This window comes from Sphaerisporangium corydalis, assembly GCF_025506355.1.
In the GTDB taxonomy this organism is placed as follows: domain Bacteria; phylum Actinomycetota; class Actinomycetes; order Streptosporangiales; family Streptosporangiaceae; genus Sphaerisporangium; species Sphaerisporangium corydalis.
On sequence record NZ_JANZYP010000037.1, the window covers coordinates 20,933 to 35,440 of the forward strand.

At 72.0% G+C, this 14,508-nt stretch carries 15 protein-coding genes; 7 read left to right on the plus strand and 8 right to left on the minus strand.

The annotated features are described in order from the left end of the window. Positions 1-77: 77 nt before the first annotated feature. On the plus strand, positions 78-707 hold the full coding sequence (locus tag NYZ98_RS23780; RefSeq protein WP_262845165.1) for an RraA family protein: 630 nt from the start codon (positions 78-80) through the stop codon (positions 705-707). 69 nt (positions 708-776) lie between these two features. Here the strand turns inward: NYZ98_RS23780 and NYZ98_RS23785 are convergent, their stop codons facing one another. After that, on the minus strand, positions 777-971 hold the full coding sequence (locus NYZ98_RS23785; protein WP_262845167.1) for a CsbD family protein: 195 nt from the start codon (positions 969-971) through the stop codon (positions 777-779). Between the two features lie 333 nt (positions 972-1,304). Here NYZ98_RS23785 and NYZ98_RS23790 point away from each other — a divergent pair, with 333 nt between their 5' ends. Then, on the plus strand, positions 1,305-3,167 hold the full coding sequence (locus tag NYZ98_RS23790) for a bifunctional copper resistance protein CopD/cytochrome c oxidase assembly protein (protein ID WP_262845169.1): 1,863 nt from the start codon (positions 1,305-1,307) through the stop codon (positions 3,165-3,167). A gap of 19 nt (positions 3,168-3,186) precedes the next feature. Continuing rightward, on the plus strand, positions 3,187-3,804 hold the full coding sequence (locus NYZ98_RS23795; RefSeq protein WP_262845170.1) for a DedA family protein: 618 nt from the start codon (positions 3,187-3,189) through the stop codon (positions 3,802-3,804). 71 nt (positions 3,805-3,875) lie between these two features. Here NYZ98_RS23795 and NYZ98_RS23800 read toward each other — a convergent pair whose 3' ends face one another. Further along, on the minus strand, positions 3,876-4,805 hold the full coding sequence (locus tag NYZ98_RS23800) for a hypothetical protein (RefSeq protein ID WP_262845172.1): 930 nt from the start codon (positions 4,803-4,805) through the stop codon (positions 3,876-3,878). A 337-nt stretch (positions 4,806-5,142) separates the two neighbouring features. Between NYZ98_RS23800 and NYZ98_RS23805 the strand changes: the two genes are divergently transcribed. Next, entirely contained in the window at positions 5,143-5,748 is a 606-nt protein-coding gene (locus NYZ98_RS23805; protein WP_262845174.1) for an Rv1733c family protein, read from the plus strand. 14 nt (positions 5,749-5,762) lie between these two features. Further along, the gene (locus NYZ98_RS23810) at positions 5,763-6,662 is read left to right on the plus strand and encodes a universal stress protein (protein ID WP_262845176.1); all 900 of its coding nucleotides are present in this window, start codon (positions 5,763-5,765) and stop codon (positions 6,660-6,662) included. Between the two features lie 29 nt (positions 6,663-6,691). Here NYZ98_RS23810 and NYZ98_RS23815 read toward each other — a convergent pair whose 3' ends face one another. From NYZ98_RS23815 to NYZ98_RS23825, 3 genes are all read right to left on the minus strand, one after another. Next, positions 6,692-7,765: a PP2C family protein-serine/threonine phosphatase gene (locus tag NYZ98_RS23815; RefSeq protein ID WP_262845178.1), complete on the minus strand. Its 1,074-nt coding sequence runs from the start codon at positions 7,763-7,765 to the stop codon at positions 6,692-6,694. A gap of 422 nt (positions 7,766-8,187) precedes the next feature. Continuing rightward, positions 8,188-8,418, minus strand: a complete 231-nt coding sequence (locus NYZ98_RS23820; RefSeq protein ID WP_262845179.1) for a DUF2277 domain-containing protein — start codon at positions 8,416-8,418, stop codon at positions 8,188-8,190. A gap of 172 nt (positions 8,419-8,590) precedes the next feature. Continuing rightward, complete coding sequence (locus tag NYZ98_RS23825) at positions 8,591-10,147, minus strand: M28 family metallopeptidase (RefSeq protein ID WP_262845180.1); 1,557 nt, start codon at positions 10,145-10,147, stop codon at positions 8,591-8,593. Positions 10,148-10,381: 234 nt separating this feature from the next. Here NYZ98_RS23825 and NYZ98_RS23830 point away from each other — a divergent pair, with 234 nt between their 5' ends. Beyond that, positions 10,382-10,663 carry a hypothetical protein gene (locus tag NYZ98_RS23830; RefSeq protein WP_262845181.1) on the plus strand — a complete coding sequence of 94 codons (282 nt, stop codon included), beginning with the start codon at positions 10,382-10,384 and terminating at the stop codon, positions 10,661-10,663. Continuing rightward, complete coding sequence (locus NYZ98_RS23835) at positions 10,660-11,166, plus strand: hypothetical protein (protein WP_262845182.1); 507 nt, start codon at positions 10,660-10,662, stop codon at positions 11,164-11,166. Before NYZ98_RS23830 ends, NYZ98_RS23835 begins: the two co-directional genes overlap by 4 nt. Before the next feature lie 69 nt (positions 11,167-11,235). Here the strand turns inward: NYZ98_RS23835 and NYZ98_RS23840 are convergent, their stop codons facing one another. The 3 genes from NYZ98_RS23840 to NYZ98_RS23850 all read right to left on the minus strand — a co-directional run bounded on the left by NYZ98_RS23840 (position 11,236) and on the right by NYZ98_RS23850 (position 14,437). Beyond that, a complete protein-coding gene (locus tag NYZ98_RS23840; protein ID WP_262845184.1) occupies positions 11,236-11,442 on the minus strand; it encodes a hypothetical protein in 207 nt (68 codons plus the stop codon). A gap of 160 nt (positions 11,443-11,602) precedes the next feature. Beyond that, a complete protein-coding gene (locus NYZ98_RS23845) occupies positions 11,603-13,228 on the minus strand; it encodes a cellulase family glycosylhydrolase (protein WP_262845186.1) in 1,626 nt (541 codons plus the stop codon). Positions 13,229-13,522: 294 nt separating this feature from the next. Next, positions 13,523-14,437 (minus strand): LLM class flavin-dependent oxidoreductase, encoded by a 915-nt coding sequence (locus tag NYZ98_RS23850; protein ID WP_262845188.1) that lies wholly within the window; start codon positions 14,435-14,437, stop codon positions 13,523-13,525. Positions 14,438-14,508: the final 71 nt, after the last annotated feature.

Sequence of the window (14,508 nt, forward strand, 5' to 3'; positions counted from 1 at the left end):
AGTCGCCGGGGGCCGGCCTCTTCCGCACCTGAAGTCGGCAAGATCCGGAAATTTCTCCAAAAGAGGTGATCGATACTGTGGTTCCGCCTACCACCGCGATCGCGGACGTACTGCAACTCCGCGGGCTGACCGGCTGGCTCAGCCCGCCGCTCCGCCCGATCCACCGATCCCTGGGCCTGCTGGGAAGGGCCCGTACCGTACGGCTCGCCCCCGGGCCCGGGGACAACGGGCTGGATCCCCTGCACTGGATGATGGACGAGGAACTGGAGGACAGAGTGATCGTCGTCGCCGGCGCGCAGGCCGCGGCCGGGGCGGTGTGGGGCGAGATCCTCACCCGCGCCGCGCTCGCCCGCGGCGCGACCGGCCTGCTCGTGGAGGGCGGGGTCCGCGACGTCAACGCGTTCCGCGACCTCGGGCTGCCCGTCTGGGCGCTCTACGAGGCGACCGCCGGGCCGGGGCCCGCGGTGCACGTGGCCTCGGTCGGCGGCCCCGTGGAGATCGCCGGCGTCCTGGTGGACGAGAGCACCTCCATCGTCATGGACGGCGCGGGGGTGATCGCCCTGCCCTCGACGGAAGTCTTCGCCGACTCCTACATGTACGCGGACGCCGAGGAGGACGTCGTCAGCGCGCTGCGCGGCGGGGCGAGCCTGGCCGAGGCGCACCGCCACAAGGAGGACATGATGGCCAAACTGCGCCGGTCCCCGTAGGGGCGGCCCGATACGCGCGTGCCCTCCCGGGCCACCCCGGGAGGGCACGCGCGTGTCATGAGGCCGGCGTCAGTGCTTGAAGGCGTCCTTGACGTTCTTGGCGGCGTCCTTCACCTTCTCGCCTGCCTGCTTGACGTGGCCCTTGGCCTCGTCGGCCTCGCCCTCGGCCCTGAGCCTGTCGTCGTCGGTGGCGTCGCCGACGCCCCGCTTGATCTTGCCCTTGAGTTCCTGGGCCTTGTTCGAGATCTTGTCGCCGGCTCCCATGATTCCGTGCCTTTCGTCGCGATTTTGTCTCGCTAGACCCCTGTCCGATGCGGGGGGAGGTAAACGGAACTCAGGTCCAGGAACCGTCAAGGGCGGGGAAAGCTCCTGGTAGGAGCCCCACAGGACGGGTGGACCGGACCGGCCCGGGCGATCGGCGATCAGGAGTACCTTCTTGTAGTCATAAGTACAGACAGTTCGGGTTTGTCGGGTGGATCGGCCGGGAATCCGAGCCTCCGCCCGGTTTGGGGGCTCGCCCCCACCGGCGAATCCGGAGATACTCGATCATCGGCGACCTTGTGGCACAGTGCCCTCCTGAAACGAGGAAGCAGGAGAATGACCTCTCCCCGGCGGCGCTCGGCCGTGTTCGTGCTCATCGTCGTCGCGGCGTTCGCCGTACTGGTCGCCGCGATGTGGTTCGGCGGCGGCTGGCCGAGGGAGGAGATCCCCGGCCTCCCCTCTCCCGGCTCCCTGACGACGCTGGGCCTGCCCCTGGTGCGGGTCGTCCACGACATCTGCGCGATCGCCACGGTCGGCCTCCTGGTCGCCGCCGTCGCGCTCACCGCCGACGAGGCGTCCCGGCAGCGGCTCATCCGCTCGGCGGGCCGCTGGTCGCTCGCCTGGGCGGCCAGCGCGGTGCTCACCCAGATCCTGACGCTGTCGGACCTCCTCGGGCTCCCCGTCGGCGAGGCGCTGCGGTCGGGGTTCCTGCTGACCTTCAGCATGGAGGTCCCCCAGGGACAGGCGTTCCTGCTGGTGATGATGCTCGCCGTGGTGATCGCGGTGGCCAGCACGCTGCCGGCCGGCCCCTGGGGCCGCGCCCTGCTGCTCGCCATGGCGATCTTCGCCGTGCTGCCGCCCGCCTACGTCGGGCACTCCGCCTCGGCCGCCGACCACAACATCGCCGTCTCCAGCCTGATGCTGCACATCGCCGGGGTGACGGTCTGGGTGGGCGGCCTGTTCGGGCTGGTCACCCACCTGCGCGCGACGGACGCCCTCGTGGCGGCCGTGCGGCGGTTCAGCGCCCTGGCGCTGTGCTGCTTCGTCGCCGTCGGCGTCTCGGGCGTGGTCAACGCGTGGATCCGCCTCGGCGCGCCCGCCCAGGTGTGGCAGTCGCGCTACGGCCTGCTGGTCCTCGGCAAGCTCGCCGCGCTCGTGGTCCTCGGCTGGTTCGGCTGGCGCCACCGCCGCACCACCATCGCGGCCCTGGAGGCCGGGACCGCCTCCCGGCCGTTCCTGCGCCTGGCGACCGGCGAGATCGGCGTGATGGCCTGCACGGTCGGGCTGGCGGTCGCCCTGTCGCGTACGCCCCCGCCGCGCGAGAGCGCAGTCCACGACGCGCACGAGCTCCTCGGCTACACCCTGCCGGCCTTCAACCCCTGGCGGCTGGTCGTCGAGATGCGGCCCGACCCGCTGGTGATCCTGGCCGTTGCCGGCCTCGGCGCCGCCTACCTCATCGGCGTGCGGCGGCTCGCCCGCAGCGGCGAGGCGTGGCCGGTCTGGCGCACGGTCTCCGCTGTCGCGGGCCTGCTGGTCCTGCTGTACGCCTTCGCCGGGGGCGTGTCGGCGTACGGGCCCGCCGTCTTCTCCATGCACGCGCTGCAGTACGCCATGCTGGGCACCCTCGGCCCGGCCCTGTTCGCCCTCGGCGCCCCTCTCGCGCCGTTGCGGGAGGCGATGCCGGACCTGCGGCGGGGCGCCGCCGGGCCCGTGGCGCTCAAGCTGACCAATCCTCTGGTGGCGCTCGCGCTCTACGCCGTGCCCTACCTGCTGCTGTACGTCACCGGCCTGTTCGAGCCCGCGCAGTCGAGCCTCGCCGTGCGCCTGATCGCCGAGATCGTCGTGGTGGTGACGGGGATGTGGTTTTTCAGCGTCGTGCTGGGGCTCGACCCGCTGCCCAGGGCGATCAGCCCGGTGGTCCGCACCCGCATGCTGCTGGGCGCCCTCGCCGTGCAGGCCTGGGTGGCGCTGGTGTTCCTCGCGGGCCCGCTCCAGGGGCAGGGCTGGTACGACGTCCTGGCCCTGCCGTGGGCGCCCGACCGCGTGGCCGACCAGCGGTCGGGCGCCGTGCTCGGCGTGGGCCTCTCGGCGGTGACCATCCTGGCCCTGCTGGCCGTCATGACGGTCTGGCGGCGGAGCGCCAGGCGCCGCGTGACCTCGAAGGACGTCACGGCGGAGGCGTCCGCCGCGCAACCGTGAGACCACGTAGGGTGACCTCATGGCGCCACCGCTGCCGGGCCCATTCGCGCATCTGGCCCCGCTGCTCGACCGCTACGGCTATCTCGCCGTCGGCGCGCTGATCTTCCTGGAGGACTTCGGGATCCCCGTGCCGGGCGAGGCGGTCCTGATCGCCGCCTCGGTGTACGCCGGCGCCGGGCGGCTGGACGTCTGGGCCGTCGCGGCCATCGCCGTGGTCGCCGCCGTCGCCGGGGACAACATCGGCTATCTCCTCGGCCGCACCGGCGGACGCGCCCTGGTCCGCCGCTACGGCCGTTTCGTGTTCCTGAACGAGGCCAGGTTCGCGACGGCGGAGGGGTTCTTCCGCCGGCACGGCGCCGTGGTCGTCATGATCGCCCGGTTCGTCGACGTGCTCCGCCAGCTCAACGGCCTGGTCGCCGGCACCATCGGCATGGAGTGGCGCCGGTTCCTCGCCTTCAACCTCGCCGGGGCTCTGCTGTGGGCGGGCACCTGGACGGCGGTGGGCTACCTCGCGGGCGCCAACCTCACCGCGATCTACCGCGAACTGGTCCGCTACCAGGCCTACCTGCTGGTCGCCGTGCTCGTCCTGGCCGCCGCGGCCGCGGCGCGCCACATGGTCCGCCGCCGGAGGGCGTGACCCGGCCCTTCACGGCGGCGGGTGAGATCACGCCCGGGCCGGCCGGTCGGGGGCGGCGGGCCCGGTCACGCTCAGAACAGCCAGTCGAGCAGGCCGGTGCTCTTGGTCTTCGTGGGGCTGGGCGCCGGCTGGGGGGCCTGGGTGGTCGGCGGCGGCGTCGGGGTCGCGCTCGGCTTCGGGGTCGGGTCGTCCTCGATCTCGGGGTCGTCCGGCTCCTGCGAGCGATTGCTCGACCTCGGCGTCGGCTGCGGGGAGCGTACGCGGGTGCGGGTCGGCGTCGGCCGCGCGCTGGGCTCCTGGGGCACCCTGCCACGGGAGGAGGTCGGCTCAGGGGTGGCCGACTCGCTGGGCGACGCCGTCGTCTCGGAGGGCTCGGCCGTGGGCTCGGTGACCTGCTCGTCGCCGGTGGGGGCGGCCGAGGGGTCTCCCGTGGGCAGCGCGTCCTGCCCGCCCGCCGGGGCGCAGCCGGCCGGTTTCGCGCACGCGGCCTCGGACTTGGAGCCGACCGACGAGGAGACGATCCAGCCGCCCGCGACCGCCAGCACGACGATCGCCACCAGGGCGAGCACGAGCCGCCGGTTCTGGCTGCGCTTCTCCTCCTCCGGGTCGTTCTCTCCGGTCCAGCCGGACCCGAGGAACCCGCGCCGCTCCTCCGCGGGGACGTCCGCGTCGGGGTCCCAGTGGTCCTCGTCCGGCCGGGCGTAGCCCTCGGGCCGCTCGTAGTCCTCGTAGTCCCCGCCGTCCAGCTGGGTTTCGTCCAGGTGCGGATCGAGGTGGTCGGGCCCGTCGTCGTCCCGGAGCCGGGCGCGGTCCGGCGGGTCGAACTCCACGGAGCCGTCGCCGGGGTCCTGAGCGGGGTCGTGCCCGGGCCGCCAGCCGTCGGACAGGACGTCACCGTCCGGCCGGCCGGATTCGTTGTCCCAGTCGATGCCCAAGGGCAAGGGACCGGTCTGCTTCAGAGGATCCTCTTCGAAGGATCTCGGGGTGCCGTCGCGGTCCATGCCGAACCTTTCTGCTCAGAAACCTGGCGCGCATCTTCTTAGCAGCTCCGACACTGGTCTGTCCGGAAACTTCACTACTTTCCCGACGAATCGCTATTTTCCCACACGTCACAGTGGCCCCGGTCACGCCCGGCCGGGACGGTGCCGGGCAGGGGCCGGGGAGCGGCCCGGCCCCCGATGGTCGTACGTTGGTGATGAGCGGTCACTGCGCGTACGGACGCGCAGGTGGCAGGCAGGGTCGAACGTCCCGCCGTGAGGCGTCGTAAGACTCTGGCGGGGCGTCGCGTGCGTCCCCGACTCTGGATGGAGATCCCTGACGTACACAGGGAGGGGCACCATGCGAACCTTGGAAGGGTGGACGACACGATGTGTCCGCCGATATCGGTTCGACCACAACCCCCTGCGCCGGCGCTCTGACCGGATCGAGGGCGTGGCCGTGATCCTCACTCTGCTGGCCCTGATCGCGGGCCTGTGGCCCGCCGTCCTCGGCGCCAGAGCCGTCTACGACCGGGGTGTCATCGCCGAACGGGCGGTACCCGGCCAGCGTGAGGCGGTCACCGCCGTCCTGCTGGAGGACGCCACCAGCACCAGCTCCGTCTCCTCCCAGGGCACCGTACTCGGGACCAAGGCGAAGGCCAGGTGGTACACGCCCGGCGGGCGGCTGGTGACCGGCGTCGTGCCGGTGGCCGAGCACGCCAAGGCGGGCTCCGCGCTGGAGCTGTGGATCGACGGGAAGGGCCGCCCGACGGCCGCTCCCCGCACCCACGCGCAGACGGTCGCCGACTCGGTCGTGGCCGGCTTCGGGGTCGCGGCAGGGGTGGCCGCCCTGCTCATGCTGAACCTCGGCCTGGTCCGCTGGACGCTGGACCGTCGCCGCTACGCCGCGTGGGACGAGGAGTGGAGCTCCGCCCATGATCGGTGGCGGCGCCCGAGGCAGCCGTGACATCGGGGGCGGTGATGAGGGAGCCCGTCGTCGTGGGCACCGACGGCTCCCCGCCCGCGCTGGCCGCAGTGCGCTGGGCAGCCGACGACGCGGTCTGGCGCGGGCGGGGCCTGCGCGTCGTCCACGTCGTCGACCCGTCGGTCTTCGGCCAGGCGTTCGGCACGCCGCCCGGCTTTCGGGACTCGATGTCCGCACGCTCGCGGGAGATCCTCGCCGAGGCCGCCAAGGCGGCCCAGGACCGGGTGCCCGGCCTGTGGGTGGAGATGGTGTCCCGCGCCGGGTACGCGCGCACAGAGCTGCTCGAGGAGGCGCGCGAGGCCGGTGAGCTGGTGGTCGGCACCCGGGGACTCGGCGGGTTCCTGGGTCTGGTGCTCGGCTCGGTGTCGATGGGCGTCGCCGGGCACGCCGACTGCCCGGTCGTCGTGGCGGGCAACCCGCAGGAGGCCGTGCACGGGGAGATCGTCGTCGGCCATGACGGGTCGCCGGAGTCGGAGGCCGCGCTGGAGTACGCCTTCGAGGAGGCCGCGCGGCGCGGCGCGCGGCTGCGGGCCCTCTACGCGTGGCAGGTGTCCGCCTTCCTCCCCATGTTCGCCAGTTACACCCCCGACCTGGAAAGGGTCTACGACATGGGCAGGCTGGCGGCCCACGAGCAGCTCCGCCCCTGGCGGGACAAGTACCCGGCGGTCGAGCTCCGCGACGTGACCGTGCGCGCGCATCCGGTCGAGGCACTGGCGGAGGCGTCCGCGAAGGCGGACCTGCTCGTGGTGGGCTCGCGGGGCAGGAGCGGCCTCGGATCGGCCGTGCTGGGGTCGGTCAGCCACGGGGTTCTCCACCACGCCTACAGCCCGGTCGCCGTCGTGCGCTCACGACCGCGCCCACCGGCGCCGGGCGATCCCCGGACGGCCCCCGCCTAGACCCCCCGAACGCCATCGGGGGTGCCCGGTCAGGCCGGGGGCCCGGCCGGCTCGCGGCAGCGGAGCAGCAGCATCGCCGCGTCGTCGTGCAGCGGCGCGTCGACGTGCGCCACCAGGTCGAGCCTGAGCGCCTCCAGGGCCGCCTCGGGGTTCTCGTTCTTGAGCAGGAAGGCCCGGTCGGGAAGCGGGTAGAACCGGCCGGCGCGGTCGCGGGCCTCGATCACCCCGTCGGTGTACAGCAGGATCTGGTCGCCGGGCCCGAACGCCACCTGGTGCGGGTCGGGTCCCTCGACCTCCAGGACGGCGAGGCCGAGCGGCGGCGCGGTCTCGACCGGTTCCGCGAGCGTCATCGCGCCGTTGGCGTAGAGGATCAGCGGGGGAGGGTGCCCGTAGTTCAGGAGCGTGAGCTTCCCGCCGGAGTCGGCCTCGACCAGGATCGCGGTCACGAACTCCTCGCCGGAGAGGCGCCGGTTGAGCGCCTTCTCCAGCCGCCCGCTGACGGCGCGCAGGTCGGGCTCGTCGTGGGCGGCCTCGCGGAACGCGCCCAGCACGAGCGCCGCCGTCTCGACCGCCTCCAGCCCCTTGCCCTGCACGTCCCCGACGATCGCGCGGACCCCGCCCGGCCCGGTGACGACCTCGTACAGGTCGCCGCCGATGCGCGCCTCGGCGTTGGCCGAGGTGTAGGAGACGGCCGCGACGAGGTGGCCGGCCCGCCGGGGGACCGGCCGGAGCAGGACCCGCTGCGCCACCTCGGCCACCGACCGCACCGAGGCCAGCTCGCGCTCGCGGCGCTGCCGCCCCACCGTGGCGAGGATGCTCGCGGCGGTGACGCCGGTGATCGAGATGAGGATCATGTTGCTCTGCCGGTCGCCGAAGAGCCCGTTGTACAGCGCGAGGAGCAGGGACAACGCCAGCGCCACGACGCCGATCACGACCGTGCGCCGGACGCCGCCGACGAGGCTGGCGAACGCGGGGCCGACGGCCAGCAGGGAGAGGTAGCCGAGGTCGGGGCCGGTCAGCAGGTCCACGGCGGCCACCACGCCGAGCGAGGCGATCGGCAGCGCCGCCATGAGCCGCTGCGTCTTGCGATGGACCAGGGTCATGGGCGCCCCGCATCCGTCATGGTGGACCGCCGATCACGCTCGCACGGAACGCGTCGTGGAACCCGGGAATGGCGTCGCGGCGCGCGCTCATGCGCGATCCGCTTATCAGGAGAATCACCGGTGACCGCGAAAAGGGGTAAATCCGACCAGTCACCGCCTGGGCGAGTAAGCATCTCGGCGACCTCACATCACCAACGAACTGGACGCTCTTCAGCGTCTGAGAGCCGGGCCAGGCCTGCCCGAGCGCGGTTCGAGCCGGGAGGTCGCTGAAGGCCTCATGAATCGAACCTTACTCTGGGATACGGCAAATGGGACTGGTTCGATATAGGTCTTTGGCTTTCCGCCCGCGGTCCGCACCGGGAAACCGGTAATTACCCGATAAAGTGAAAAATGGTGATGAGACGGGTAATCAAGCGGCCGGGTCAGGCCTCTGAACGCTCCCGGACGACGGGTTTCACCTGCAGCTCGCCGAGCAGGTCCCGCGTCGCCGCGGCGATGACCTCCACGGCGCGCTCGAAGGTCTCCGCGTTGCGCGCCGACGGCGCGCGGAAACCCGAGATCTTGCGGACGTACTGCAGGGCGGCGGCCCGCACGTCATCGTCGGTGACGTCGCTGGTGTAGGGCTCGCGAAGGGTTTTGATACTCCGGCACATGACAGGACGGTACGTCATCCCGGCCGGAAGGGCGCGTCCGGCGTGCCCGTTTCAGGGGTGACCCCAGCCGGTCCCGCCGCCCTGGGGCGGCGTGTGCGGGAGCTGGCCGGAACGCGAAAGCGGGTGGCCCCGCGCCCCTTCAGGAGCGCGCGGCCACCCGCGTGGTGATCGATCAGCCGACCAGACGTCCCTGGACGTCGGTGGCGGCGGGCTTGGCCTTGGCGGTACGTGCCAGGGTGGCCGGCCGGACGTCGGGTCCTGGCAGGTCACGGCTGAACGCGTAGACCACGGCGGCCGTCGCGATGGCCCCGGTGTTCAGGGCCAGCGCCTTGTCGTTGATGTTGGCGGTGGTGTCGCACGCCTGGTGGTAGCAGGAGTCGTAGGCCACACCGGCGGTGCCGCCGAACTGGGTCTGCTCCTCGGCGGTCTTGATGCCCTCGGCGCCGGTGAACAGGCCTCCGGCGGGGATCCCGGCGTCGATGAACGGGCCGTAGTCCGAGCGGCCGTCGAAGTCGGTGCCGTTGTGCGCCTGGCGGAGCACGTTGAAGTACTTCTCGAAGAGCTTCTCGATCTCGTCGGATCCGGGCGGTCCCGCGGGGGCGCCCTCGGCGTCCGAGTCGTCACCGTCGTAGATCTTCAGCGCGTAGTTCGTCGAGGCGATCATGTCGAAGTTGAGGTACAGCTTGATCTTCGCCTGCTCCGCGGGGGTCAGGACGGAGACGTAGTGCGTCGACCCCAGGAGGTTGAGCTCCTCGGCGCTCCAGAAGGAGAAGCGCAGCTTGTTCTTCGTGGGGATCTTGGCGAGCTTCGAGGCGATCTCCAGGATCGCGGCGGAGCCCGAGCCGTTGTCGTTGATGCCGGGCCCGGCCAGGACGCTGTCCAGGTGGGCGCCGAGCTGGACGACCTTGTTCGGGTCGCCCCACTTGGTGTCGGCGATGATGTTCTCGGTGGGCCGCACCTCGCTGGTCGTGTCGGTCTTCAGCCGGACGACGGTCCCCGCGGTGCCCGCGAGGTCGTTGCCGACGGCGAAGCTCGTGCCGACCACCGGAATCGTGACCGTCGGCGCGCCCAGGGTGCCCTGGAGGGTGTCGGTACGCCCCTCCTGGCCCTCGTTGAAGATGACGGCCCCGGCCGCGCCCGCGGCCTGCGCGTTCTCCGCCTTCACCTGGAAGGGGCAGGTGCCGCGCTGCAGCAGGGCGATGTTCCCCGCGGTGAAACCGGCGAAGTCGCTCGCCTCACACCCGGAGGTGGAGCTCGGGTCCGCGGACGGCGGAAGCACCAGGTCGACGTTCTGGAGCTGCCCGGTGACGTCGCCGGCCCCGGAGTAGGTCATGGTGGCGAACTCGCCGACCGAGCTCCCGTCGGGCGGGGTCGGGGTGTAGACCCTCGGGTTGGGGGAGATCCGCTGGAACGTGGCGGTGCCGTGCTCCTCGAAGAACGGGAAGTCGAACGGCTGGATCGTGACCTTGTACCCGGCCTTCTTGAGCTGGCCGGCCACATAGTCGCGGGAGGCGGTGAATCCGGGTGTTCCCGCGGCCCTCGTTCCCCCGTTGGCGTTGGCGATCTGCTGCAGCTTCTGCAGGTGCTTCTTCACTCCCGGCGCCGTGACCGTGTGGGCCAGGAGCGTGAGGTCGGGATCGGCGGCGGCGGGCAAGGCCGACGCCAGGGGTAGTACCAGAGCGGCCGTCGCGATGGCGATGCCTGCCCCCTTGCGGAGGGTGAAGCGCATTCAGCGTCTCCTTGATCCGTGGACGGACGAGCCCCCGAGGTCCTGCTGACCGCCGAAGCTAGCCGGATTTGACCGTTCCGTGAAGTGCCAAGCCCTTACATGGCGGCATTTTTGTAAGAATCCGCCAAAGATCAACATACGGGGTGATCCGGCGGGCAAAGTCCCGGCAAGCGGAGTTACCGGGCGCGGAAGGCCGGGGATGGGCCCTACGTCCGCTTACTAACGGAGGCCGTCATGGCGCAGAGAACGACCGACGCCGCCGGTGGCGCCCGGGCCCGTGCCGTCCGCTCGCGGAGCGTGATGGAGCCCCGGCCGGAGGTCAGCGTGCCGGTGGTCGGGAGCGTGATCGTGCCGCCGCCCGACCGGCTCGTCTACTACGTGGCGCTGGGCGTGCTCACCGCGCTGGAGATCATCGAATGGCCGATAGCCCTGGTCATCGGGGTCGGCCACTTCCTCGCCGAGCAGCACGTTTCCCATGCCCTCCAGGAAGTGGGCAAGGCGGTGGAGGCGGTGTGATCCGGGCCGTGCGTGGCGTCGTCTGCCGCTCGATCGTGGCCGGGGCGCTCGCGGGGGCGGCGGGCACGACGGCCCTGTACGCGGTGACCTACCTCGACCAGGCGACACGCGGCCGCCCGTCCAGCGTCCTGCCGGAGCGCGCCGCCGCCAAGCTGGCCGGTGCCGCCGGGCTGGACCTCGGCGAGGGAGAGCGGGAGCGCAACCGGGGGCAAGGCCTGGGCGCGCTGCTCGGCATCGCCACCGGAGTGGGACTGGGCGCGGCCTACGGTGCGCTGCGCCTCGGCGTGCGGGACGTCGCCGTGCCGGTCGGCGGCGTCTGCGTCGCGACGGCGTCGGTCATCGCAGGCAGCGCGCCGCTGGTGGCCCTGGGCCTGACCGACCCGCGCACGTGGGGCCTGGCCGGCTGGCTGTCGGACCTGATCCCGCACCTCGTCTTCGGCCTGGTCACCGCGTACACCTTCCAGGTGGCGGCGGGCGGCCGGTGGGAACGGGCGCCACGCTGACGCGCCGAAGGCCGCCGCCCGCCTGTGCGGCGGCCGGCGGCCTCGCCCTGACGCCGAGGCGTCCGGGTCCTACTTGGTGCTGTCGGCCAGGTCGACGAGCGCGGTCGCGGTGCGGAAGAACTTGTTGCGCCCCATGTCCCCGACCGTGTTGATCCTGAAGGCCTCCCGGAGGAGCTTGGCGTCGCCTTCGCTGACCCCGGCCAGCGCGGACACAGGTGCCTTGACCAGGTCCATGAGGCTCTTGTTCTCGTATTCCTTGTCGAGCAGTTTCGACAAATCCGCTACATTCCCCATAAATCCCCCAGTGAGGTGTTCGCCCCGTGTGGAGCGTCAGGCGAATGGAGACCTTCCCCGTCGGAGTGCGCAACACGGACATGTACCGACAAGACGCGGTAAAGACGCGATGGTGCGTCCTCGGCGGGCGGGGGGATCGGGGTCACGAGGCGGTGCAGGCGTAACCGGAGGGGACCTGGGTGTCGCCGTTCGGGCGGCTCCCCTGGAAGCCGAAGGAGGTCGAGGCGTTCGGCGCCAGCGCTCCGTTGTGCCCGGCGTTGCGCGCGGTCACCGACGGCCCGCCCGACAGCGTCGCGTTCCACGACCCGGTGATCGTGTGCCCGGACGGCAGGGTGAAGGTCACCGTCCAGCCCGTGATCGCGGACGTGCCGGTGTTGGTGACGGTCACCGGCTGGACCACGTAGCCGTTGCTCCACTGCGTCTGCGTGGTGGCGGCCACCGAGCAGCCGCCGGAGCCCCCGCCGCCACCGGCGGTCGTGGTGAAGGTGACCAGGCTTGAGTTCCCGGACAGGTTGCCCGCGCCGTCGCGCGCCCGGACGTAGACCTGGTACTGCGTGCTGGCCGACAGCCCGGTCAGGGTGACCGAGTTGGTGGTGCTCTGACCCATTTGCGGGTCGGTGGTGCCCTGCTCGCGGTAGACGTTGTAGCCCGCGAGCCCGGACCCGCCCGAGTCGGTGGAGGCGGTCCACGACAGGGTGACACCGCTGGAGGTCACCCCGGAGGCCGCCGGGGTGCCCGGCGTCGTCGGCGCCGTCGTGTCGGGGGTGCCGCCGCCCGTGTAGATGGTCGCCTGCTTGGAGGTCTGCGCGATGCCGTTGGCGCCGTTGAAGATCCGCGTGCCCCAGGACGTGAGGCTGCTCGCGTTGAAGTTGTTCGTCATGTCGAGGTACTCGACGCCGCCGCCGTTGCCGCTCCACGACCAGCCGATGTAGCCGAGGCCGCGCGACTGCGCCTGCGCCATGATGGTGTCCTCGTCGGGGTCGCCGTCGGAGTGCATGTTCCCGAACTCGCCGACCACCAGCGGCAGCCCGGCGGTCTGGAAGGCCGTGAAGTAGGCGTTGATCTCCGCCGCGGTGTCGAATACCCCGTACATGTGGATGGAGAAGACGGTGTTGCGCTGGGAGTCGGCGCTGAGCACGCTCGCCGCGTTGTCCCGCATGGTGAACGTCCAGTCCTGGCCCCAGTTGGGCGCGTCCACCATGAGCAGGTGCTGGAAGCCGTTGCTCCGCATCTTGGCGATCGCGCTGGACGTCGCCTGGGTCCAGCCGCTGACGTTGTTGTTGCCATAGGGCTCGTTGCCGATGTTGATGACGACGTAGTTCTCCTGGCCGGTGAGCGCGCTCTTGACACTGATCCAGTAGTTGACCGCGGCGTCCAGGGTGTACGCGCCGTCCTGCTCGCCGTACCCGGTCGTGTCGTGGTTCTCCAGGACGCAGATCAGCTTGTTCGCCTTGCACTGCGCGACGACGTTGGCCACGTCGGTGGCGCTGTTGGCCGGCCAGCGCCCGCCGCTGAGCACCACGCGCACGGTGTTGGCGCCGAGGGCCTTGATGCCGGCCAGGGAGGACGTCGTCTGGCTGGCGTACCAGACGTGCGGGTGGCTCGCGCCGCGCATGACGAAGCCGCTTCCGTTCGCCTCGACGATCTTGGTGCCGCTCACGCGGAGCCCCACCGCCGCGCTCGCGGGCTGCGCGGCGACGAGCATCGAGACGAGGACGGCGAGCAGGGAGAGGACCGCCGTCCCCGCCAACCTTGGTCGCTTTCTCATGGGTCACCTTTCTCGTCCGGTATTAACCGGTTAAGTCCGGCAAGGTGTGCCGGTGCGGATCGGCTGGGTGGGAGCGCTAACATCCTCAGCGGGTTTCCCGGAGATGTACACCGCGCCCTCCCGTGCCGCGCGATCCGCACGCCGCTGTGCCCGGCGGACGGCGGCCCGCGCGGCACGGCGACCGCCGCGACGTCGCAAGATGCCGCCGCCCGGCGACCGGCCGGCCGCGACGGCCACGCCCGGTCACCGGGAACTCGCTGAAAGTTTCAGCCCCGGGACCCCTCGGCGAACGGCTCACCTGACCGCTTCGGCCAGCAGCTCGCACTGGCGGCCCCAGTCGCCGCCCGCGAAGCTGGCCACCACCCGCCCGGCGCCGACCGCCGCGAAATCGGCGAGCCGCGCCGCGACCTCCGGCCCGTCGCCGCTCACCAGCAGGTCCTCGGCCTGCGCGGCCGTCAGGCCGTACTCCTCGCTTGTCAGGTCGCGCACCAGCGCCTCCCTGCTGGGGGACGCCGGGTCGGCGGTCATCGCCACCATCACCCCCGCGGTGATCGCCGGTGGCCGCCGCCCAAGCTCGCCGGCGAGCTCGGCGAGCCGGGCAGCGTCCTCGGCCACCGTCGCGGGGCCCACCGGCGCGGGGAACCACTCGTCGCCGTACCGCGCCGCGCGGGCCAGCGCCGCCTCCGACCCGCCTCCGACCAGGACGGGCGGCATGGTCGCGGCGGGGGCGAGCCGGACGGTGGGGGCGCCCGGCAGGTCCTCCACCAGGGTGTCCTTGCCGGCCATCAGGCCGGGCAGCGCGCGCAGGGCGGTGTCGGTGCGCCTGCCGCGCTCGCGCCGGGGCACCCCCGCCGCGCTCCACGACCTCTCGTGCCGGTCGCCGCCCGCGCCGACGCCGAGCAGGAGCCGGTCGCCGGACAGGTACTGGAGGGTGGCGAGCTGCTTGGCCACCCACACGACGGGCCGCAGGGGCAGGACCAGCACCCCGAACCCGAGCCGGATCCGCGTGGTCGACGCCGCCACCGCGGCCATCATCAGCCCGCTGTCCAGGATCGGGCTTCCCGTGCCCGCGATCAGCTGGTCGGTGATCCACACCGACTCCAGGCCGAGATCCTCGGCGTGCCGGGCGGCTGCGGTCATCCCGCCGGGCATCGCCCCCGGCTGCCCGTCACCTGAAGTGAGGAAGACTCCGATATGGGGAAGTGTCATCGCGGGTCCTTTCGAAGGCCGGATCGTCGGCCGGATGGGCGTCCGCGAGGAGGGCGCCTCCGGCCGGCCCC

Bases quoted from the DNA above. Each gene is read 5' to 3' on its own strand.
- NYZ98_RS23845 (WP_262845186.1), bottom strand. From the start codon at position 13,228: ATGAGAAAGCGACCAAGGTTGGCGGGGACGGCGGTCCTCTCCCTGCTC.
- NYZ98_RS23830 (WP_262845181.1), top strand. From the start codon at position 10,382: ATGGCGCAGAGAACGACCGACGCCGCCGGTGGCGCCCGGGCCCGTGCC.
- NYZ98_RS23810 (WP_262845176.1), top strand. From the start codon at position 5,763: ATGAGGGAGCCCGTCGTCGTGGGCACCGACGGCTCCCCGCCCGCGCTG.
- NYZ98_RS23785 (WP_262845167.1), bottom strand. From the start codon at position 971: ATGGGAGCCGGCGACAAGATCTCGAACAAGGCCCAGGAACTCAAGGGC.
- NYZ98_RS23800 (WP_262845172.1), bottom strand. From the start codon at position 4,805: ATGGACCGCGACGGCACCCCGAGATCCTTCGAAGAGGATCCTCTGAAG.
- NYZ98_RS23850 (WP_262845188.1), bottom strand. From the start codon at position 14,437: ATGACACTTCCCCATATCGGAGTCTTCCTCACTTCAGGTGACGGGCAG.
- NYZ98_RS23825 (WP_262845180.1), bottom strand. From the start codon at position 10,147: ATGCGCTTCACCCTCCGCAAGGGGGCAGGCATCGCCATCGCGACGGCC.
- NYZ98_RS23815 (WP_262845178.1), bottom strand. From the start codon at position 7,765: ATGACCCTGGTCCATCGCAAGACGCAGCGGCTCATGGCGGCGCTGCCG.
- NYZ98_RS23820 (WP_262845179.1), bottom strand. From the start codon at position 8,418: ATGTGCCGGAGTATCAAAACCCTTCGCGAGCCCTACACCAGCGACGTC.
- NYZ98_RS23805 (WP_262845174.1), top strand. From the start codon at position 5,143: ATGCGAACCTTGGAAGGGTGGACGACACGATGTGTCCGCCGATATCGG.
- NYZ98_RS23790 (WP_262845169.1), top strand. From the start codon at position 1,305: ATGACCTCTCCCCGGCGGCGCTCGGCCGTGTTCGTGCTCATCGTCGTC.
- NYZ98_RS23795 (WP_262845170.1), top strand. From the start codon at position 3,187: ATGGCGCCACCGCTGCCGGGCCCATTCGCGCATCTGGCCCCGCTGCTC.